The sequence below is a fragment of the Paenibacillus sp. FSL P4-0113 genome (assembly GCF_038009305.1).
GTDB lineage: Bacteria > Bacillota > Bacilli > Paenibacillales > Paenibacillaceae > Paenibacillus > Paenibacillus polymyxa_D.
This window is the reverse complement of sequence record NZ_JBBPAZ010000001.1, coordinates 5022252-5043890: the sequence shown is the minus strand read 5'-3', so window position 1 is coordinate 5043890 and position 21639 is coordinate 5022252. Positions and strand designations below refer to the sequence as shown.

Sequence of the window (21639 nt, the reverse complement as noted above, 5' to 3'; positions counted from 1 at the left end):
AATTACTGACTCCTTGCTCCAGAATACCTCTTGTTCTCTTTTCGATATTGATGCGGTGTTGCCTGGAAAACCTTCTTAAATACCCTGGCAAAAGACTTCTCGTTCGGAAAACCGTGCTCCAACGCAATTTGTATGATGGAATGATCCGTATTCATAAGAACACGATAAGATCTCTCCAGACGGATGGCATTGATATATTGAAATAGAGTCATCCCTACATGCTTCACAAAAAAACGGGACAAATATTCGGGAGATAGTCCAAAAACCTGGGCTATGGAATCCAGGGATAAGCTTTGATCGTAATTCTCTTTGATATAATTGGTTATCAGCGTCAGCCGCTCCAAATATTTATCAGAGTTAAAGCCGGGGATAGATTCATTGTCCATTTTAAAATGCATTAATAACAGATACACCAGTTTATAAGATAGCGATGTTAAATGGATATGTGCTAAAGAGTCATTATGCTGATTGAGATAAGCCACAAATAAGGTGTTTAGCAAATCACGCAGCTCCGCAAAATGCTGTAATCTCTGCTCGTTAGTTTCGAAAATGGATATACAGTCAAATGAAATGGGGTTACTGCCGTTGACATTTGCTCTAATAAATTCAGAAGGAATCAGAACGGTTATGGCCTCTCTTCCTTTTCCCTTAGCCACAGAAAAGGAATGAATAGCATTCGAATTAATGAGCACAATATCTCCTTCTTTGGAGCTATAGCTCGCACCATCAATATAGATATGGTCAATTCTTCCTGAAAGTACATAGGATATTTCGATGCTATCGTGCCAATGCCCAGGTATGTATGCTGGTTCATTGGAGGAATGAACTATAATTTTTAACGGAAAATGATTATCTGCCTGGACCAGCTCATATTTGTATTCCAAGTTTATCGCTCCTCTCAGATGTGACCTCATAAATAGAAGAAAATGGCTTCAGCAGAGTGCCGAAACCACTTGTATTTAACCTCCCTCTCTCTATAAACAAAAAAACCTAAGTATAACAAAATACATAAGATCCTTGGATCTTAACATTTTGTTCCTTAGGTTTTGCCTGCGTAACAGTAACAATCCTAGTGCTATTCATTTAATTAAGCTAAGTATATAGTGGGTTGAAATACATGTCAACGCTTTCATTTTAGAGCGTAATGAAGTGAAAAAACTGGATTGATTCTCGCCGATAAACGTTTCTGAACTTAACTCTTATTTTATAACATGGTTTGTTCCCTGTTCAGAAAATTTCATTTGCCTATATTCATTCATGTTATTCTTTCTAGCGTCCAATATTCTAATACCCTCTGAGATTCTGTGCTAGAATAGGATTTTATCTGAAATTGTTTTTCTGAATTGTTCATTAAATCACCTCTAAGGATTATTTTTGTGCAAGCATATTATGTTCTAAATTGATTTTGTTATGTAACAAAAATGGATGTTTTCCATAAACACATACTTCATAGGTTCTTCTTTAGCTCATAGTATCGACCAGATCCATTCTCTGATCTTATTGTAAAAAATGATACCGGGTATCCTAAACATGAAAAAATGCAAAGGTCCAAATTTAAAGGAGGCAGCTTTTGTAAGGAAGGACAACCAAAAAGGGCCCCAGAAAATCCCAGGGCAGGTTCTACTACTTTGAAGTTTTTGGAAGTGTGATAAATTAACCTTAATACATATGGTTCCATTTTGACTATTCTGCTTTATCTCCAGTCAACCAGCTAAGACCATCGATTAGGCCTTGTTTCTTGAATTTTTGATAATTCGCTTTTGCTTCCTCCTTTCCGCCTCTTACGATCTTCAGTTTGTTACTGGATCTTGTTTGTTGGATGTGTCATTAAAAACGTTTCTGGATTTTTGAGAAGTTATTTGTTGTACCAACATCTTGGGTCGCAGTAGCGGATATATTGGCAGAATCAGTTACACTTGCAAAGATCGCACTCGGCACGACAACAGCACAACAGCTCCCAACAACTAATAGATAAGGCTGATACAAAGAATCATTTCTTTTTCATATATTATTCCTCTTTGTATTACTAGGTGGTAATGCCAGCCATCATTGAAATTGTTAAATCCAAGTGCCTTGTTTGTTTTTTGAGGATCTTAGATAAACAAGAACCAAGTTGGCTGTATTTTTAATTCCATGGAAAATAGTATCCTCGTTGATTATCTCAGATCTAACCTTACTATAGTGATCAGCAATTTCTTTTAGAGTCCATCCTTTAATTTGATAATCTACGAGCCATTTAAAATGTTCTAAATTTCTCTTCTCTTTATCTTTTACATATCCTCGTTCTTGAAGGAATTGCTCTGTTCGTTCACGATATAGATTTTTATATTGTTCATAATATGTGTCTATGAGTCTCTCGAACTCTTTCCAGGTTTCTTTCCGCGGATCCCAACCCTTCCCGCCCTCCCATGGTTGTGTAAGTGAGTTAGTTTTAGACGAATCCATGATTTTAGCTTCAATAATATTGCTCTTACTTTCGTCAAACATTCTAAGCATTTCAAAAGCATGGATATTTGGTTTATCGTTTCCAGACAAACAGAATATATCTTCTGGGGAAAACACGAAAGGGAAATATCTCGAAAAAAATGAATGATATATTTTTTCTTGTTTACCGACACTTCTACTTAATTCAATATCGTCGTGTTCGTCCTCAAAGTAGAGATACTCTGATAATGATAACTGTTCCTCATACGGCCAAGAGCATTTGTAAATTGACATTGCGCGAAGAGCCTCCGGACCGACTTCAAGATCTTCAGCGTGCTTTTTTATATTCAGCTGTCTTTCTTTTCTTGATTCCTCTTTCCGGTCATCATAATAGTTAGCAATCCCCCATAGAGCCAAATTTAGGTACAAGTCTCCATCTCCTGTTAAGTGGTACTTAGTAGCCCAGCCGTATAGACTCTCTTTTAATTTCATATATTCAGGAAAGTAATCTGTGCGGGCTGCTTTTATTAGTTTCCAATTTGACGGCTCTTCATTGGGAGTCAGTTCCTTTTGACTTGCATACCATTGAAAAGCTTGTGTATAGCTTTCATAAACGCCATGTTCTAATTGTTCCAGTACATCTGGTGCCATTTGTTCTATTAACTTTACAAACAATGATATGGCATCGTGTTTTCCTGAGTCTATTAACACTGGTGAACCATTATATTTGATCCGATTAGGATGATAGTACAAACCCCTCATATGTTTCGGTCTCCCTTCAAAGTAAAAGATTTATTTCTATTCTAGAGTATATAAGTCAATGGGAACATGAATTGCAGCAAATCGATTCTAATTCAACTAAGAAAACAATCAACAAACCTTATGTACTACTACCCACGGTTATTTGTGAGGATCACCTATAAGGATCTTTTACAACAAAGAGTTTCTCCCTACAGCAAACGAAACAAAAAGATCAGTGCTGATCTTTCTCGTTACAACCTACATTTTCTATTAGACTCTTATTAGTAAAATTTCTTCAGTATGTTACTAAGGCAATAATTCAGATTCTGTTATAAATAATAGCACTCGAGCCAATTCGCTAAGGATCATTCCCCCTTTCATTCAACAGTTGAATCATTCCTCAATTTCGCGTGGGATCACTTCAATAATATTCAAAATCATTTTCTTTATAAGGTAATAATTCTACAATAGGCAGCATCGTTATTGAATTAAGCACTTGTCTTCTTAGAGGACAACATTTTTCTTTCGTTTGTACTAGCATCTCTACCAAATTCATTCCGGCTGATTAGCCTGACACTATTGGATTTAGCCAACTCATAGGCCTGTGATGTAAAGTTGCTATTGGTGACAACCCATGCACCATTTGCTCTATAATGTGCGCGGGCGCTCCGCACTTCCTGAACAATATGGAATTTAGTACTCAACCTATAGACGATCATACCGTTCAATTTATAGAAAAATACGCCATGTCCTTGGCGTATAGTTTCGTTAAAATATTAGTGGTACCCCTTGACAAACATTAGCTGGTTTTCTTGTCTTGCACTTGTTTCCAGGCGTTAAGTGTACTCAACTTCTCGCTTTCCTTCTTCTGTAAAAATGATCTGAGTTTTTTTTCCATCAGGATCATCTTATACATCAATTTTAACACGGTTATGCACGGTTTATGGATTCAGGATAATGACTCGGGCAGTATTTGCCTGAGCTTGATATTTTCTTTCATTATTTTTTCTCTTTCAAAGAAAGCATGGCTCCTTCCTGTCTACTCATATGGTCTTTCGGTCTAAATGTTCCGTCCGAATACCCTTGGACCATATAATCTTCGTAAGACCCATAATCTCTCCTTTGGCCCACTGAGCAATCTTGTCCTGGTCCAAGTATACCACTGATTCCCTCTCTCATTTTCGGTAGCCTGAATCACTCTTGCATATGTATATCCAGAGATAACTCTTACTAGACCGACCGTTGCTAAGTGCTCAGCTTGTGTACCCAACAGAACTTTTTTTCATTAGCATTCTTTTTAAGCTCGACTGAATGGAAAGGGTTGGAATAGCCTGTATCTGAATAATCATGATCAACCTCGCATGCTTTCCCGTTTTGGAGACGATAAGAATTATCATAAAGAGTCTGGCAAAATGCTGGCGACCCTATTGCATACGCTTCAAGGCACATCCTACATTTACCAAGGCGAAGAAATCGGAATGACAAATGTGCGCTTTGAAACAATCCAAGAATACAAGGGTATTGAAATCCTCAATATGTATAAAAAATACATGGCTGCAGGCCAAGATGAAGCCTCCATTATGAATTCTATCTACATCAAAGGACGCGACAATAGCCGCACTCCTATGCAATGGAATGACTCACCGCAGGCCGGATTTACAACTGGTAAGCCCTGGATCGGTGTTAATCCTAACTACAAACAAATTAATGTAGAATCTTCGCTGTCTGATCCAGATTCTATTTTTCATTATTATCGTCGGCTAATTGAACTCCGCAAGCAGCATGACATTATTGTTTATGGTGACTACTCAATTGTTGCAGAAAATCATGAGAAAGTTTTTGCTTATCAGCGAGCATTGGGTAACGAACGACTGGTGGTAATTCTCAACTTTTTTGGTGAACCTACGAGTATTCCTTTTCCAAAAGAAAGCTCTATTTCTCAATCTGGAAAACTACTGATTTCCAACTACAAGTCGGAAAGGAAACTGAACTTGTTGATACTCAAAATATTACATTGAGACCATATGAAGCTAAGGTTTATTTATACACAGTGTAATCAAATTTTTCAAAGGTCTTCCACACCATACTGTTCAGTGAGCCGAAGGCCAGTCTGGGGACAAAGCTTGCCGTTCGATTTCAGAGGGCCTGCGTCAAGATGCCAGCAACAAGCTTCGAGTAACGATCGTTTCACCCGGATTCACAAACACACCTGGATCCACACAATTGGATTCCCTGGACGCCATAAAGGACTCAGAGATGAAAGCCAAACTCGAAGCTTATCAGAACATTGGGTTATCCCCCTACTCTATCGCTAAAGCTATTGCGTTCGCAATTGAGCAACCAAATGGCGTGGGTAAGTGAAATAGTGGTCCGCCCCACAGCGCAAATGTCCAGGGACATCCTCATTAATGATCAATAAGGATCAGGTGCCACCTCATTACGAAGTTTCTTGATCTCCGCAAAAACTCAAAAATGCACCTCCAATTGTTAGTAGTGGTTAACAATTGGAGGTGCATTTCATATCCTTTAGCTTCTTTTATATTACATGAATGATTAATATCAATCCTTAGGCAATTCATTAAAGAAAGCGACATCTTCTATCGGTAATCTTACCGTCCGGTGTCCGGGCTTCACCGCCTTACCGATGGCGATAAGCATAACTGGAGCGTATCTCGCCGGAATATCAAACTCTTCTACAAATTTTACTTGGTCAAAGCCGCCCATCGGGACCGTATCATAGCCTTTTGCACGGGCGACAAGCATTAGCTGCATGGATACCAGTCCACTATCAATAAATACTTTTCGGAGTACATTTTCTGGAGGCATACTCGCGAACAGTCTTTGGTATCGCTCCACGAATGATTTAGCTGTCTCTTCAGGCATGTACCCCGCATCGACCGCCATCCCGTAAACTTTCTCGGCCAATTTATAGCCTTCCAAATCTCCGAGTATCGCAATGACAGCTGAAGCCTCAATCACTTGCTGCTGGCTGTTGGCGATCGGAAGCAGTTTTTGTTTTAGCTCCTGCGAGTCGATGACGAGAAACCTCCACGGCTGGAGATTGGCGCCAGAAGGAGCCAGTGTAGCTAGCTGCAATATATCCTTCATTTCGTCCCGTGAGATCTTTACTTCGGAATCATAGTACCTTACAGATCTCCGATCTTGAATAACATCGAAAAACTGCGCCTCCACCTTCTGTGACGATTGTTCAACGGACATGCTTCTCTCCTCCCCATAATTACCTTGCCCCAAGTTGGCACAAGATGTTCTAAATAATTAGTAGTAGACCTTCAAAACAAATTCAACCATTGCAGTTAAATAAGCTTTAGTGTTACTATAAATTATTAAGTGTCTACTTTAAAGTAGACACATTATTTTTATATAGCTCAATAAATTAGACTAACTATACTATAGTAAGGAATGATTTTGTGGATATAAGCAAAGAGGACGAACAATGTCTCATCTCCATTCGCGAGGCGTTGGAGGTTGTTCGCGGAAAATGGGCTATTTTGGTACTCACCTTACTTAGTCTGGGTCCGCAGCGATTTAATCAGATGCGAAGATATTTAGACAATGTCAGCATCAAGTCTTTAACGGATGTCCTGCGTCATTTTGAGCGGCATGAAGTCATCAACCGCCAGGTGTTCCCTACCTCACCTGTTACTGTTGAGTATTCGCTAACAGATAAAGGAAGGGCGTACATACCTGTACTTCGGGAAATGCGCATATGGGGTGAAACCTGGGGAGGAACATCGGAAGCGCGTTGATGATGGCGAAACCCCGCTTGGGTAAAGTAATAGTTTAGACTGGATCTTAAAAATGAAACGGCAACAGCTAGGGACCAGAAAATAAAGTCCTAGACTGTCACCGTTTCATTCAACTAATGTTCACTGTTTAGCACAATCGTTATTTCTACTATACGTTTTCGCGAGACAGGCTACAATCGAATGGGATTCAATAATATACAGGCCGCAAAGAAGGTACTGTTCCCAGGAAATCTGGAGTGCAGTACCCTCTTTGTTAACGGACTTATTCAATTAGCTTCATCAATCGTCTAATTTTATTGTGTCCGTCTTGACTGAAGCGATGTTCTGTGGTGTCAGTCCAGGACCGGTGCGACGGGTGCCAAACCATATAATGATGGTGACTAACACAAGCACCGCACAAGGCATCAGCATGATCTTTGCCCCCATTCCTGCCGAACGGTCGACGGCGGTCAAATCAGCTAGAACAATTAATACAAAAACTACCTAATTCAACTCAAATTGAATATGCAAAATTACTTGGCGTAGCACAAAGCTGCATTTCACAACTCATGAAAACCCTAACCGAAGAAAAAGCCATACAAAAGTGATTTTTTTCGTAATATATTGAAAGAGACTGTTTAATCTAAGCTTCCTATCCCCTCCCCTTTCCATGTAGACATATAGGTGAAGTCTTTGGTCTAATCTTAATAGACCCACTATGTAGTATCTACCTAGTGGGTATTTTTACTATCAAGGTACTCCGTTTTCATTTACACTAGTTCACTTAATATAAGTACACTATGGATCTTCCACGAGCTGATTTTTAAGAGGATACACAAATGGTATATACCCACGTAGTAGTTGTGTAGTTAGAAAAAAGGTTGTAAGGCTTTTCTAACTAACCCAATTGAATTACTTTTTGAATATCCCTATACAACCTTATTCAATTTAATTTTTCAGGATTTTTTATGTGATTTTTTGTGATTAAAATAACGAAATACTCACCACATATCGGCCTCATCAACAATTTCCTTCTATTGTATATTGAGGCATAGGAAGTAGCAATGATATTTCTGAAATTTAACATTCTCTAAAATACCTCTTCCTAAACAGCTGGCATTTTAACGCTCACATATCATAATTGTGGCTAGCAACTTGGAAAATGTACTGGAATTGATTTATTGACATGAAACCAGTTACATAACTTAATCTTGTTTTGTAGCGAGAGATCAAAGATAAGAATGTGACCAACTCGTTATGATTTTTTTAAACACATTTTAAATGTCCATTATAAAGTATTTAAAAAAAGATTTTTATGAATTTCACAGGAGGCGAATTTGATGGGAGTATTAGGTGAATTATATTGACCACATACATTTTGATAGGTTCGTATTTTATCATTAGCGCAATTGTATATTCGCAAAAAGTTCAAATTCTGGTGGAAAACATGCAAGTGAAATACGTCGATCATTGCAATCAGAAGGATAAACAAGACAAACAAAAAACAGGAGGGTAATAATTATGATTAAACTTGTAGTCACTGATCTAGACGGAACATTTCTGAACAATAAAAGTCTGTACGATGTCGAACTTTTCAAAACAGTTTATGCAGAGATGCAGCAAAAAGGAGTCACGTTTGTCGCATGTACAGGTAAACAATGTGAGCGTGTTGAAAAATTGTTTGACGAACATGGCAAGGGAGTTTGGATACTGGGTGACAGTGCTGCTCGAATTAAAAAAGATGGCCAAGTGGTTAAAGAGTTTAGTATTGATCGAGATCTAGCTCTACAGGCGATTGATCAAATTCAAGAATTCGACAACAATATGACACTTATTGTATGTGCAAGTGATGCTGCGTACGTTCATTCTTCCATTTCAGAAGATATGTATAACGTTGTTAAAGGCTCCTATGAACGTGTATTAAAAACAGACTCCTTTGCAAACATAGATAGCTGTTTTATCAAAATTACGGTCTTCGACACGGAGGGACGAAGTACAGCATTAAGAGCGCATGTTGAGAATACGTTGGGTGGACAAATTTATATTGTTGATTCAGAAGCTAGATGGCTGGATATCACGGCATTGCATACGCATAAAGGTGAGACAGTAAAGAAACTGCAAAAAATGTTGGGCGTCACATACGAGGAAACAATGTCATTTGGTGACGGCGAGAATGATGTGGAACTCATGGCAATCGCGAAATACAGTTTTGCAGTGAGTAATGCTTGTGAAAATACTAAAAAAGCAGCAAACTTCATTACTAAGTCAAACGAAGAAAATGGTGTTCTTCTCACGATTCAAAAAATACTGGATTTGCAGTGATCCTTGTCTGTCAACTGGTATTGCATTATGTAAAAGAGCGGGGCAATGGTGTGTTTGCCCCGCTCTTTTATCATTTGAGTTGCAGAAACAGGCACTTCCAATGGTTATTATGTACCGAAAAAGAAATGATTTATGAGCAGACTCATCACATGTATCAATAAAGAATGAAACTTTTGCGGGATATGTTGCCCCAAAATATCTAAAAAGACGCTGGCATGTTAGCGCTCTCCGTAAAAAAACAGATTGTTCCTCTACGTAAAATCCGTACTCCTTATTGTTTGAATTTCTATATTACGCTTTTGAGAAAATAATATTTGATTGGAAGACTATTATAATCCAAATTATTACAATTATGTTTGTATTACTTCCATTCAAGTTGAATCGTTATTCGAAACTTGTTTTCGATAATTTTGTGGAACTACACCCATCTGTTTACGAAAAATGGATGAAAAATAACTAGCACTTTGAAAACCGCAGGCAAGTGCAATTTCACTTATGGATCTTCGTGTTTCTTTTAACATTTCGCAACTTTTTTGAAGACGATATTGAGTGACATAATTGTTGGGTGTCTGGCCCACATACTTGTTAAATAATGTACAACACCGGCTTCTACAAACGGCTCCTGCGTAGGCGATCTCCTCAAGAGTTATTTTTTGATCATAGTTTTGATGAATGAAACGAGTCATTTCCTGAACATGCGTTAATGCTCCAGGTTGCCCAGAAATGGGTTGCAAATGATCCCCTATTGTTGCACACAAAGATAAAGCTTGTGATGCCAGACGAAGCGGATTTGGAGGAGTATGCTCCTTATGCATTTCCTGATAGATTTCTTGAATGGACAGTAATATTCTTTGCTGCCAATCAGCCTGATCTGTAAGTACAACAAAATCAGCCATCATTAGACTAAACTTTTCCCCCCAGTATGTTTGAATAAATGAAGGCTTCTCACCAAGGATCGAGGGATGAATGACGACGACAAGGAATAAACAATCTTTATGGTCTGCAAGAGAATAGCCGAAATGCAAACGTTGGCTATTCACAAAAAGTCCATCCCCTTGATGCAATCGAGTGATACTTCCATTCACGGAGAAATCCATCGATCCTTGCAATATGTAGATAAACTCTATGTCCAAATGCCAATGCGCTACTGCTGCATAATTGTTAAATTGATGAAGGCTTCCCTTTCGGACATAAAGCGGTAAATCAGGAAGATTATAATTCAAACGTTCTGATAAATCAGAAAACACCTCTAAATTTGTCATCAAAGAGACCACCCTTTGTAAATATACGATTTTTATAAAATTATAGCCAATATTAATGGAAACAACAATGATATTATCCTATCCTTATATTGTGTAGATCAGTGGGGAGGATAGGATATAGGTGAGAAACCGCATACAACTCAAAGGATCTAATCGTGATTTTAATCGGGAGTTAATGACGCTCGTCATTCCCATTGCATTACAAAATTTAATATCAGCAACTGTGATATCCGTTGATGTAGTTATGCTGGGTATGATTAGTCAATCCGCAATGTCAGCTGTATCACTCGCAGGGCAAATTACTTTCACATTAACATTGTTTTACATGGGAATGTCAGCGGGGGCAAGTATCCTCACTGCGCAATACTGGGGGAAAAAGGATACTTCAACCATACAGCGCATTCTTAGCATCGCTTGCATGTTCTCCTTTTGTGTCTCCATTTTGTTTTTTTTATCTTCCTTCTTTCTTCCGGGTACACTTATGCGTTTATTCACCAATGATGCAGAACTGATTCGATTCGGCTCAAGGTTTTTACAAATGAATTCCTTTTCTTATCTTGTGATGGGAATATCGCAGATGTATCTCAGTGTGATTAGAAGTATGGAAAATGCAAAACTTAGTGCGTGGATTAGTTCCTTATGTTTAATCCTAAACATTTTGTTTAATGCCTTTTGCATTTTTGTTTTATTCCCATCAAGGCCCGAACTGGCCATTTCCGCCGTAGCACTTGCCACGGTTTTAGCACGGATTATTGAACTAGCCTGTTGTATGATTCACTCTGTAACAAAGGGATCCATTCGTTTTCGTTTGCCTGTACGTGATGGCATTCAACGAAATTTATTAAAGGATTTCTTAAAATACACTCTGCCTATACAGGGGAATTATATCGTTTGGGGAGGAGCTCTTACCGCCACGGCTGCAATTATTGGCCATGTGAACTCCGATATGGTAGCAGCTAACTCGATAGCGTCCGTCGTTAAAAATCTAGCAGTTGTTCTCTGTGGAGGCATCGCTACAGGGGGCTCTGTACTTGTTGGAAAGTATTTGGGACAGGGTGACATCGAGAAAGCAAAGCATGCGGGCAACAAAATGTGTTTTTATGCTTTGATATTTGGAGTCATTGCAGGCTGCACGATTCTGTTCATTAAACCATTGGTATACTCCATCGTCAATTTGAATCCAACTGCTCAAAGTTACCTAGATGGCATGCTGTACATTAGTGCGTATTATTGTATAGCCAAATCGATAAACTCCACAACTATAGCGGGTATATTCACGGCTGGTGGGGATTCTAAATTTGGATTTTGGTGCGACACTGTTGTCATGTGGCTTATTATTCTACCGCTTAGTTACCTATGTGCTTTTGTTTGGCAAGTCTCCCCCATTTTCTTATATATCGTCATCTGCCTAGACGAGGTGATTAAACTGCCCATTGCTTTTATTCGCTATCGACAGTTTAAGTGGCTTAACAACATAACTAGAAACTTTGCATAAACCTGACCATAACTAAGGGTTATGCAATTTACTCTAATAAATATAAGCATGTATAAAGGAGAATGTAGCATGAATATCCAAGAAAGAATGGCTAGCAAACAATTATTTACAGATCACGATGCTAATTATCCGAAAGAGGCTGCAGAGTTGGCAAAAGCACGCCAGCGTGGTAAGGCAATATGCTATGAAATTAATAATTTGCATCCAGATGATGTTGAAATGCGCAAAACGTTAATGAAACAACTTTTTGGAAGCATTGGAGAAAATGTATGGATGGAGCCGCCAATTCGCATGTCTTATGGTTCAAATACGACCGTAGGAAATAATGTGTATATCAATTTCAATCTAACCGTGGTTGACGACTATAAAGTTGCGATTGGTAATGATGTCATGTTTGGCCCGAATGTAACGATTGCTGTAACGAATCATCCTGTACATCCAGAAAAGCGCAAAGAAGGCGGGATGTTTGCATTACCAGTGGCCATTGAGGATGGGGCATGGATCGGGAGCGGAGCGATTATTGTTCCAGGAGTCACGATTGGCAAAGGGAGTGTAATTGGTGCTGGTAGTGTGGTAACCAAGGATATCCCGGCGAATGTAATAGCTGTTGGAAATCCATGCAGAGTTCTTCGGGAGATTACGGATCATGATAGAGAGTTCTACTATAAAGACATGCGTTTTGATCAAGTTGAATGGTGAGAAAAAGTGACCAATAGTTTTATAGAATAAAAATACGGCTCACATAAAGTCAAATGGAACCATACAATCTTCGATCATCTACCTTCCGGAGAGGAGTTTTTCGATGAATATAATTTATTTTTTTCTTACAATACTTTCCCTTTATTTTGTCATTACAGCAATTGTTCATTCACGCCACACTCACTTGGTATCCGATAAAATGCAAAAACAGTTTGAACATTACTTTAATGAAGATGCGCATCAAAATGATCAGCATATCGTATCAAATTAATAACAATGCATACAGTAATAATAAACAAAAAAGCTAGCCGCGATGGCTAAAAGCACCATTTTTTTGAAGGATGGTTACTTAGAAAAACATGAACTGGCTGAATTTTTAAATGTAGTTAATGAACATGGTTTAGCTAATGACATTGAAATCTTTCACTTGCTTGCCTTTTCAGGGATACGATCTGGGGAACTCTGTGCTTTAAAAGATACGGACTTTAACTTTGAATTAAATAAGTTACGAATAACCAAGACACTTTACAATCCTGATAATAATATGCGTAAATACACTCTAACTCCACCCAAATCTACAGGATCTATTGGTAAATTTAATATAATTGATAACGTTATGAATTTGCTCCAAAGACACATTGTTAAACAACAAGCTTTCAGACTTGAATGCAAGAAATTATTTGATGATTATCATGAAAACAACTTTGTTTTTGCCCACAAGAACGGCACTCATTCAAAAAAATATATTAATCCGTATGGAACGTATTCTCAAGAAAACCTCAATTAAAAAGAAAGCTACTCCTCACATTTTTCGGCACACTCACATATCGATGCTGACTGAAGCTGAAGTTGATATCAAAACAATCATGAAGCGAGTTGGTCATGATGACGCAAAAACGACATTGAAAGTCTATACACACGTTACGGAGAAAATGAAGAAAAATGCCAATGCGAAGATTAAAAATCACTTCTCAGACATCCTTCAAATCTGACTCGTTGCAGAGAATGTGATTTTTATGTGATTTTTATGTGATTTTTATGTGATTTTATAGAAAAGGGCTCCCTCTCGGGAGCCCTTTAAATAGCGGTATTACAGGGTTTTGAGGCCCTAATTACATCATGCCGCCCATTCCACCCATGCCGCCCATGTCAGGCATTGCAGCCTTTTCTGGTTCTGGCTTGTCAGCGATAACCGCTTCAGTAGTCAGGAACATTGCCGCTACGGAAGCAGCGTTTTGCAATGCATAACGAGTTACTTTCGCAGGGTCAACGATACCAGCGTCGATCATGTTTACCCAGTCGCCAGTAGCTGCGTTAAAGCCTACGCCAACTTCTTCGCGTTTCAGACGCTCAACGATTACAGAGCCTTCTTCACCTGCGTTAGCAGCAATGGTGCGGATTGGAGCTTCCAGAGCGCGCAACACGATGTTCACGCCTGTTTGCTCGTCGCCTTGCAGTTCAACAGCTGCAACTGCTTTGTATACGTTCAGGAGCGCTACACCACCACCGGATACGATACCTTCTTCAACCGCAGCACGGGTTGCGTTCAGAGCATCTTCGATGCGCAGTTTGCGTTCTTTCAATTCTGTTTCAGTAGCCGCACCGACTTTGATGACTGCTACGCCGCCGGACAATTTAGCCAGACGCTCTTGCAGTTTCTCTTTGTCGAACTCGGAAGTGGTTTCTTCCAGTTGCGTACGGATTTGGCTAACACGAGCGTCGATGTCGGCTTTGTTTCCAGCACCGTCAACCACAATCGTATTTTCTTTTGTGATACGCACTTGACGTGCTGTACCCAGTTGGTCTACGGAAGCTGTTTTCAGGTCCAGACCCAGTTCTTCCGTGATCACTTGACCGCCTGTCAGGGCAGCGATATCTTGCAACATTGCTTTACGACGGTCACCAAAGCCTGGAGCTTTAACAGCTACAGCGTTGAATGTACCACGCAGTTTGTTAACAACGAGCATAGCCAGCGCTTCGCCTTCGATGTCTTCAGCGATCAGAACGAGTGGCTTGCCTTGTTGTACGATTTTTTCAAGCAATGGCAGGATTTCTTGTGTGTTTGTGATTTTTTTGTCTGTGATCAGGATATACGGATTGTCCAGTACAGCTTCCATTTTGTCCGTATCTGTAATCATGTACGGGGAAATGTAGCCACGGTCAAATTGCATACCTTCAACCACTTCCAGCTCTGTTGCAAACCCGCGGGATTCTTCAACCGTGATTACACCGTCTTTGCCCACTTTTTCCATAGCTTCAGCGATCAGTTCGCCTACTTCGTCATCAGCAGCGGAAATACCAGCTACTTGAGCAATGGATTGTTTGCTTTCGATTGGTTTGGAGATGGCTTGCAGTTCAGCAACAGCCGCTTTAACCGCTTTGTCGATCCCTTTACGGATACCGATTGGGCTTGCGCCAGCAGTTACGTTTTTCAGGCCTTCTGTGATGAGGGCTTGAGCCAAAACAGTAGCAGTAGTCGTACCATCACCAGCTACATCGTTCGTTTTGGTCGCTACTTCTTTAACCAGTTGAGCGCCCATGTTTTCGAACGCGTCTTCCAGCTCGATTTCTTTTGCAATCGTTACACCGTCATTAGTGATGAGCGGGCTACCGAATTTTTTCTCCAGTACAACGTTACGGCCTTTCGGTCCGAGTGTTACTTTAACAGCGTTAGCCAATGCGTCAACCCCGCGCAGCATAGAGCGACGAGCGTCTTCACTGAATTTAATATCTTTAGCCATTTGTGATAAACCTCCCTATGGATTATGAATGATTTGTTTCAATTCCTATATTCAGGTCTTGTCCGGGTTCCGGTTAACCGATGATCGCGTGAATATCGCTTTCTTTCATAATCAAATATTCTTTACCTTCATATTTGATTTCCGTTCCAGCGTATTTAGAGAAAATGACACGGTCGCCTTCTTTTACTTCCAGAGGAATACGGGCACCGTCTTTCAATGCGCCTGCGCCAACCGCGATAATTTTGCCTTCTTGCGGCTTTTCCTTGGCAGAGTCAGGAAGTACGATCCCGAAGGAAGTCGTTGTCTCTTGCTCAATTGCTTCCACCAATACGCGTTCACCCAAAGGTTTGATCATGAAAAAATAGCCTCCTTATTAAGTGTTTTATCCTGTAATTTGGTTGTTATGTTGTATGTATTAGCACTCGACAGTCGTCAGTGCTAACAACCAACTTTATGATACTCAACTTGGGATTGAATTTCAAGTCCCTAATGTATTTTTTATGGGAATTTTTATGGACAGCCCTTCCCGATTATATCCATCTATCTGAAAAATAACCGTTAACTCAAGGCTAATGGTTATTTTTCAGGGGACTAAGCCGCTACTGTTCATGCTCTGTACATAGTCATGATATACAAATGCTATTCATCATCTGCAAGTTGCCATGAAGCGCGACCCGAATAAATTATTTACTGAGCCATTCAAGTCCTGCCTTATTATTCTGAAGCTACACGCAATTGAGCCTCACGTTCCTCCTGTGCACGCAGTTGCTTGCGGTACACGACCGAAGACAAGTACACGCTCACTTCATATAACACCAGCAACGGAATCGCCACCAAAAAATCGGAAATAAAATCCGGCGGGGTAATGACAACCGCGACAAACACCAGCAGAAAATAAGAAATCTTCCGCCATTTGCGAAGCCGCATTGGTGTTAAAACATGAATCCCCGTCAGAAACATGATAAGCAGGGGGAGCTCAAACAGTAGCGCTACAGGCAGTACAATATTAAACATAAAGGTGAAATATTGTGCGATCCCGTACGTTTCCTGTAATCCCATACTTTTGGTGACAGACGATGTAAACTGAATCGCCATCGGGAAAATAATGAAATAAGCAAAAGCTGTCCCAATGATGAATAAAAGCAGCACATAAGGCACATACCGCAAAGTCGCACTTCGTTCTTGCGGCCTTAATCCCGGGCTGACAAATTTCCACAGTTGGTAGCATGCAAACGGTAGCGCCACCGCAATCCCGATGATCATGGCAATCTTCATGTAGATACCAATCCCGTCCCAAAAGGAAAACGCGTTTAACTGAAAAGCTTGCGCCGAACCGGAGCGAATAAGCCAGTCATAGACAGAACCCGCCGCGAACAGACCACCAGCCAGTGCCAATACAAATACAATTAGCACATAAATTATTCTGCGGCGAAGCTCACCCAGATGTTCCATTAACGGCATTTCATGCTCTGATGGGGTCAAATCCACTCCTCCTTTCTGAACGGAACGCAGCAGCGCCTCCTAAAAAATAAAGCCCTTCACTGAAGAAGAGGCTTTTGTTTAGTACAAGATCAAGAATCGATCACTAAATCTATGACAAGCGTTTATCCTCAGACTGAGGCTGAGGTTGAACTTCTGAAGACGTCGTTTGTGATGCTTTGACCACACTATCTTTGCTGTCTTTACGCTCAGTCCGTTCATCTTCTGATAAAATATCGCGTGCCCCGTTTTTAAACTCACGGAATGTACGCCCTACAGCTCGACCCAGCTCAGGCAGCTTGTTCGGACCAAATAGCAGCAGCGCCAGAATAATTAACAAAATATAACCCGGTGCTCCAATATTGGGCATGTGTAGTAATCCTCCTTATGTTGACGAACAAAATAAGAATCTTTGTCCGTATACGGCCTTATAAATTCTTATAGGTATCATACCACACACGATGTGCTGCCTTCTACCGGAACTGACCTGTCACCATAAGCAACGCTTCTGGAAGCTGGTCCATTATCGCTGCCAAATTTTCATGCACGCCTTTGGGCGTTCCTGGCAAATTGACGATCAGTGTACGTCCGCGTATTCCCACGATTCCACGGAATAGCATAGCCGCTGGATTTTTCTGCATCACGATCATTCTCATGGCCTCTGCCATACCCGGCACTTCCCGTTCCACAACCCGCCGAGTCGCCTCGGGTGTCACATCACGAATGGCCAGCTCAGTCCCGCCCGTAGTTAGTACCAGGTCTGCATGAAAATAATCGGTCATTTCGATTAAAGCAGCAATAATTTCATCCGGTTCATCGGGAACGATCCGGTATTCCACAATCTCTCCGCCCAGTTCTTCTTCGATGAGTTCCCGGATGACCTGTGCGCTTGTATCCTCACGCTCTCCCCTTGCCCCTTTATCACTGGCTGTTAGGATCGCCGTTTTCCACACCATAAGATCACCCTTCTCCTATCATGAAAGAATACTTTCTCTTCTGAAAATCAGAAACAGCCACGCTGCATCCTGCATCACATCACAGTACCCTCTCGGCGACAATGTTTATCTATGTCAAGGTTCCCGGTGGTCCTCCCGTTGAAAATCCCCATGCTTGCCACCTGTTTTGGATTGCAGCATGGTAGGGCCGATGATCATATCTTTTTGCAGCGCCTTGCACATATCATACACGGTTAACGCTGCGGCTGAAGCCGCTGTCAAAGCTTCCATTTCTACACCTGTCTTACCTTCGGTCTTCACTTCAACTTCAATATGAAGCACATCATGTCCATTATCGGAAAAAGTAATGTTCACGCCTGTCAGAGCCAGTGGATGACACATCGGTATCCAGTCTGACGTTTTTTTCGCGCCTTGAATCCCTGCGACCTGGGCCACAGCAAGAACATCACCCTTGCCGATTCTTCCTTCTTTTACAGCCGTCAATGTAGCCGGATTCATCGTAATCTGAGTCACGGCAACTGCTGTACGAACCGTAGACGTTTTACCCGAAATATCTACCATACGAGCACGTCCCTGTTCGTTAAAATGAGTAAAGGAATCCACGACTCCCTCACAGCTCCTTTCACATACCCAACTTTACTTCATTCATCATTTGTCAATTTTGCATAATCACAATCTAAGCGTCCATCCAGAGTAAACAGCACGTCCACTCGCAAATCCCTTGGCTCCATAGGCACCTGTGTGAGCAATTGTCCCGGCAGTAGCAGCGAGACATACAGCGGACCTACGTGGCTGTTGTTACGCTTCTCTGCCTCTACCTGTACGGTAAAGCGGTCATAATAGCCTCCGCCGTAGCCAATCCTGCCCCCTCGACGATCAAAGGCCAAGCCAGGCACAACAACCCAGTCAATTCCCGTCCACATTTCAGGCGACCATTCCTTGCATGTCAAAGCAGGCTCAGGGATGTTCCAGACGCCGGGTACAATATCTCCGTTCTGATCCATCTCCCTCAGCTCCATCGTCCGAGTTACCGAATCCACTCTTGGAGCCAGGACACGATCTCCCTGTGACCAGCAATGCTCAATGAGGGGAGTCGTCGAAATCTCGCTGCCAAAAGAGAGATAACTAAATAAGGTTAGCTTATCTCCGTTTCTGTCTATTCTAAGCTGCTCCCATGCCTCGATTGCATGCCGACAGGCCACAGCCGATGCCTTCTGCCTTGTCAGCGGGTCCATGGAGTCACGCGCCTCCCGTTGCTGCAAACGCAGCGCGTTCTTCACATTACAGACATCCATCACATCCGCCCTCCCGCACAATCGTCGATAATCTTTAATACGTTGCTATTGTCCCATTTGTCAGTAAGTGCTGTACGTTGCAAGTTTTTTTCATTCTTTTTCACTTCTCGCTTAAGTTTATCATTGTTTATACAAATTGACTACACGCGGCTCAAGGGTTTACAGGGTGAAAGCAGTGCAATAGTGGGTAATTTCATGTAAACTGGAAGGAAGGTACCTGCGAAAAAAGCAGGTAGAACTGTGCAAAATGTAATGGAGGAACGATACGCTATGCTATTGCAAGTAACCGGAATTACTAAATCTTATGGAATTGAGCCCGTTCTGGACGGGATTAACCTTCAAATATTGGAACGTGAACGTATTGGACTCGTAGGTGTGAACGGTGCAGGCAAATCGACCCTGCTCAAAATCATTGCTGGTGAAATATCCTATGACAGTGGACAAATTTTCAAGGCAAAGGAGACCAGCATCGGTTATCTGGCGCAAAACAGCGGCTTGAATTCTGACCGTTCTATCTGGGGGGAAATGATGCTGGTGTTCACTCCCCTGATTGAAGCGGAACGGGAACTGCGGCAAATGGAACAGGACATCGCTGACCTGGCCAATGCTCAAAACGAAAAACGCTACGCAGATCTGCTGGAACGCTATGCACGTCGTTCAGACTGGTTCAAGGATCACGGTGGTTATGAAATGGAGACCCGTATTCGCAGCGTGCTGCACGGCATGGGCTTTGGCTCATTTGCACCTGAAACGCCTGTAGCTACCTTGAGCGGAGGACAGAAAACTCGGCTTGCGCTAGCGCGCATCCTACTGCTCGCCCCAGATGTCCTCATGCTTGATGAGCCTACCAACTATCTGGATATTCAAACACTAACCTGGTTGGAGGACTATTTGCGCGGCTACTCCGGTTCTCTGCTGGTTGTATCACATGACCGTTATTTTCTGGACCGATTGGTAACGACGATTATTGAAATCGAACGCCATCGTTCTACCCGATATACAGGCAACTACAGCCGCTACATGGAGTTGAAAGCTGCCGAGTACGAAACGAATCTGAAGCATTACGAAAAGCAGCAAGGAGAAATTGCCCGTTTAGAAGCATTCGTACAACGTAATATTGTGCGGGCTTCTACGACCAAACGCGCTCAAAGTCGGCGCAAGCAGTTAGATAAAATGGAGCGTATGGATCGACCGATGGGAGACTTGAAAAAGGCTCATTTTTCCTTTGAAACAGCCCATATGTCAGGTAAGGAAGTACTGGAGGTCCGTGACCTCTCTGTGGGATATGAAGGGAAAAAGCCTTTATTCCAGCACGCATCGTTCGACTTAAAACGTGGAGATACCGTGGCACTGATTGGTCCGAACGGGATCGGAAAATCGACGTTGCTCAAATGTCTGACCGGATCACTTAAACCTGCTGCGGGCTCCATCCACTGGGGCACGAAAATCAAAATCGGTCTGTATGACCAGGAGCAGACGAACCTGAACCCTGCCAACACCGTACTGGAGGAGTTGTGGAGCGAGTATCCTCATATGGAAGAAGCACGTATTCGTACAGTGCTGGGTAATTTCCTGTTTAGCGGTGACGATGTACTAAAAAAAGTAGCTGCATTAAGCGGAGGGGAAAAAGCCCGCGTTTCTCTGGCCAAGCTCATGCTGCGCGAAGCCAACGTGTTAATTCTAGATGAGCCTACCAACCATCTGGATCTGTTTAGCAAGGAAGTGCTGGAAGCGGCTTTGATGGACTATGACGGTACACTGTTGTTCATTTCCCATGACCGTTATTTCCTGAACAAAATGGCGGAACGTGTCATCGAGCTTCATCCTGGAGGGATAGAACATTTCCTGGGGAATTATGATGACTATGTAGCTAAAAAGCAGGAATTGGAGGAAATTGCGCAGGAAGCTTTGGAGGCAAATCAGGCCGCACGCGGCAAAACATCGGCTACCTCTGCATCCGTGACAGACGAGACCACATCCAAATCACGCGCCGCCACCTATGCTGCAGACAAACAAGCCAAAAGCGAGGAACGTAGCCGTCAACGCAAGCTGGAGGCATTGGAAAACCAGATCAAAACGCTGGAAGAACAAATTTTAGGGCTGGAGGAACAAATGACCCTACCTGAGATTTATCAGGATTACACAGCGCTTCAGAATATTCAGGCACAGCTCGACACCCGTAAACAGGAATTGACTGAAACCTATACCTCTTGGGAAGAGCTGTTAGAAGAATAAACATACTGCATAAAATCTTAGCCTTAAAAATTTCACATTTTCCTCTTCTATATTTTTGTACACAAGATTATCCACAGCTTATGTGTATGAATGAGATTGAAAAATGGCCTTTTAGGCCATTTTTTTATTGATAAAGAGCCATTTTCAAATGAAAACCAAATTTATCCACCCTTTTATCCACATTATCCACAGATTTTACAAGAACTAAAGGTGTTACATATCCCCCAACTTGCTATCTCCAAAA

20 protein-coding genes and 2 pseudogenes are annotated in these 21639 nt (G+C 41.5%); 9 read left to right on the top strand and 13 right to left on the bottom strand.

Annotation, left to right across the window (positions count from 1 at the left end):
* Window positions 1-2: 2 nt before the first annotated feature.
* From MKX46_RS22000 to MKX46_RS25640, 4 genes are all read right to left on the bottom strand, one after another.
* The gene (locus MKX46_RS22000; protein WP_029516309.1) at window positions 3-884 is read right to left on the bottom strand and encodes an AraC family transcriptional regulator; all 882 of its coding nucleotides are present in this window, start codon (window positions 882-884) and stop codon (window positions 3-5) included.
* Window positions 885-2058: 1174 nt separating this feature from the next.
* On the bottom strand, window positions 2059-3186 hold the full coding sequence (locus MKX46_RS21995) for a hypothetical protein (protein WP_307348523.1): 1128 nt from the start codon (window positions 3184-3186) through the stop codon (window positions 2059-2061).
* Between the two features lie 467 nt (window positions 3187-3653).
* Window positions 3654-3884, bottom strand: coding sequence for a restriction endonuclease (locus MKX46_RS21990; protein ID WP_080658594.1), 231 nt, complete (start codon window positions 3882-3884; stop codon window positions 3654-3656).
* A 280-nt stretch (window positions 3885-4164) separates the two neighbouring features.
* Window positions 4165-4257, bottom strand: coding sequence for an S-layer homology domain-containing protein (locus tag MKX46_RS25640; protein WP_373459275.1), 93 nt, complete (start codon window positions 4255-4257; stop codon window positions 4165-4167).
* A 215-nt stretch (window positions 4258-4472) separates the two neighbouring features.
* Between MKX46_RS25640 and MKX46_RS21985 the strand changes: the two are divergent.
* Window positions 4473-5221 (top strand): annotated as a pseudogene (locus MKX46_RS21985) (alpha-amylase family glycosyl hydrolase); the annotation flags it as partial.
* Between the two features lie 503 nt (window positions 5222-5724).
* Here MKX46_RS21985 and MKX46_RS21980 read toward each other — a convergent pair.
* Window positions 5725-6384 carry a nitroreductase family protein gene (locus tag MKX46_RS21980; protein WP_029516306.1) on the bottom strand — a complete coding sequence of 220 codons (660 nt, stop codon included), beginning with the start codon at window positions 6382-6384 and terminating at the stop codon, window positions 5725-5727.
* Window positions 6385-6593: 209 nt separating this feature from the next.
* Between MKX46_RS21980 and MKX46_RS21975 the strand changes: the two genes are divergently transcribed.
* Together MKX46_RS21975 and MKX46_RS21970 are read left to right on the top strand one after the other, a co-directional pair.
* The gene (locus MKX46_RS21975; RefSeq protein WP_307348518.1) at window positions 6594-6932 is read left to right on the top strand and encodes a winged helix-turn-helix transcriptional regulator; all 339 of its coding nucleotides are present in this window, start codon (window positions 6594-6596) and stop codon (window positions 6930-6932) included.
* A gap of 1500 nt (window positions 6933-8432) precedes the next feature.
* Window positions 8433-9233 carry a Cof-type HAD-IIB family hydrolase gene (locus tag MKX46_RS21970; RefSeq protein WP_341071786.1) on the top strand — a complete coding sequence of 267 codons (801 nt, stop codon included), beginning with the start codon at window positions 8433-8435 and terminating at the stop codon, window positions 9231-9233.
* A 371-nt stretch (window positions 9234-9604) separates the two neighbouring features.
* Here MKX46_RS21970 and MKX46_RS21965 read toward each other — a convergent pair whose 3' ends face one another.
* On the bottom strand, window positions 9605-10495 hold the full coding sequence (locus MKX46_RS21965; protein WP_341071782.1) for an AraC family transcriptional regulator: 891 nt from the start codon (window positions 10493-10495) through the stop codon (window positions 9605-9607).
* A 121-nt stretch (window positions 10496-10616) separates the two neighbouring features.
* Here MKX46_RS21965 and MKX46_RS21960 point away from each other — a divergent pair, with 121 nt between their 5' ends.
* The 5 genes and pseudogenes from MKX46_RS21960 to MKX46_RS21945 all read left to right on the top strand — a co-directional run bounded on the left by MKX46_RS21960 (window position 10617) and on the right by MKX46_RS21945 (window position 13681).
* Window positions 10617-11990 carry an MATE family efflux transporter gene (locus tag MKX46_RS21960; RefSeq protein WP_341071781.1) on the top strand — a complete coding sequence of 458 codons (1374 nt, stop codon included), beginning with the start codon at window positions 10617-10619 and terminating at the stop codon, window positions 11988-11990.
* 21 nt (window positions 11991-12011) lie between these two features.
* Window positions 12012-12239, top strand: a pseudogene (locus MKX46_RS25635) (maltose acetyltransferase domain-containing protein); the annotation flags it as partial.
* Window positions 12240-12467: 228 nt separating this feature from the next.
* Entirely contained in the window at window positions 12468-12689 is a 222-nt protein-coding gene (locus MKX46_RS25630) for a DapH/DapD/GlmU-related protein (protein WP_445671747.1), read from the top strand.
* A 313-nt stretch (window positions 12690-13002) separates the two neighbouring features.
* A complete protein-coding gene (locus MKX46_RS21950; protein ID WP_341071930.1) occupies window positions 13003-13476 on the top strand; it encodes a hypothetical protein in 474 nt (157 codons plus the stop codon).
* Entirely contained in the window at window positions 13373-13681 is a 309-nt protein-coding gene (locus tag MKX46_RS21945) for a tyrosine-type recombinase/integrase (protein WP_029516300.1), read from the top strand. Before MKX46_RS21950 ends, MKX46_RS21945 begins: the two co-directional genes overlap by 104 nt.
* Window positions 13682-13801: 120 nt before the next feature.
* Here the strand turns inward: MKX46_RS21945 and groL are convergent, their stop codons facing one another.
* From groL to MKX46_RS21910, 7 genes are all read right to left on the bottom strand, one after another.
* Complete coding sequence (gene groL, locus MKX46_RS21940) at window positions 13802-15430, bottom strand: chaperonin GroEL (RefSeq protein ID WP_013309215.1); 1629 nt, start codon at window positions 15428-15430, stop codon at window positions 13802-13804.
* A 73-nt stretch (window positions 15431-15503) separates the two neighbouring features.
* Complete coding sequence (gene groES, locus MKX46_RS21935; RefSeq protein ID WP_007429271.1) at window positions 15504-15785, bottom strand: co-chaperone GroES; 282 nt, start codon at window positions 15783-15785, stop codon at window positions 15504-15506.
* A 359-nt stretch (window positions 15786-16144) separates the two neighbouring features.
* Complete coding sequence (tatC, locus tag MKX46_RS21930) at window positions 16145-16912, bottom strand: twin-arginine translocase subunit TatC (protein WP_069011109.1); 768 nt, start codon at window positions 16910-16912, stop codon at window positions 16145-16147.
* A 109-nt stretch (window positions 16913-17021) separates the two neighbouring features.
* On the bottom strand, window positions 17022-17279 hold the full coding sequence (locus tag MKX46_RS21925) for a twin-arginine translocase TatA/TatE family subunit (RefSeq protein WP_039269589.1): 258 nt from the start codon (window positions 17277-17279) through the stop codon (window positions 17022-17024).
* A 103-nt stretch (window positions 17280-17382) separates the two neighbouring features.
* Window positions 17383-17865: a MogA/MoaB family molybdenum cofactor biosynthesis protein gene (locus MKX46_RS21920; RefSeq protein WP_013309212.1), complete on the bottom strand. Its 483-nt coding sequence runs from the start codon at window positions 17863-17865 to the stop codon at window positions 17383-17385.
* Window positions 17866-17979: 114 nt separating this feature from the next.
* Window positions 17980-18468 (bottom strand): cyclic pyranopterin monophosphate synthase MoaC, encoded by a 489-nt coding sequence (gene moaC / locus MKX46_RS21915; RefSeq protein ID WP_029516247.1) that lies wholly within the window; start codon window positions 18466-18468, stop codon window positions 17980-17982.
* A gap of 38 nt (window positions 18469-18506) precedes the next feature.
* Window positions 18507-19160, bottom strand: a complete 654-nt coding sequence (locus MKX46_RS21910) for a 5-formyltetrahydrofolate cyclo-ligase (RefSeq protein WP_029516246.1) — start codon at window positions 19158-19160, stop codon at window positions 18507-18509.
* A gap of 270 nt (window positions 19161-19430) precedes the next feature.
* Here MKX46_RS21910 and MKX46_RS21905 point away from each other — a divergent pair, with 270 nt between their 5' ends.
* Window positions 19431-21395, top strand: a complete 1965-nt coding sequence (locus MKX46_RS21905; RefSeq protein WP_209949684.1) for an ABC-F family ATP-binding cassette domain-containing protein — start codon at window positions 19431-19433, stop codon at window positions 21393-21395.
* Window positions 21396-21639: the final 244 nt, after the last annotated feature.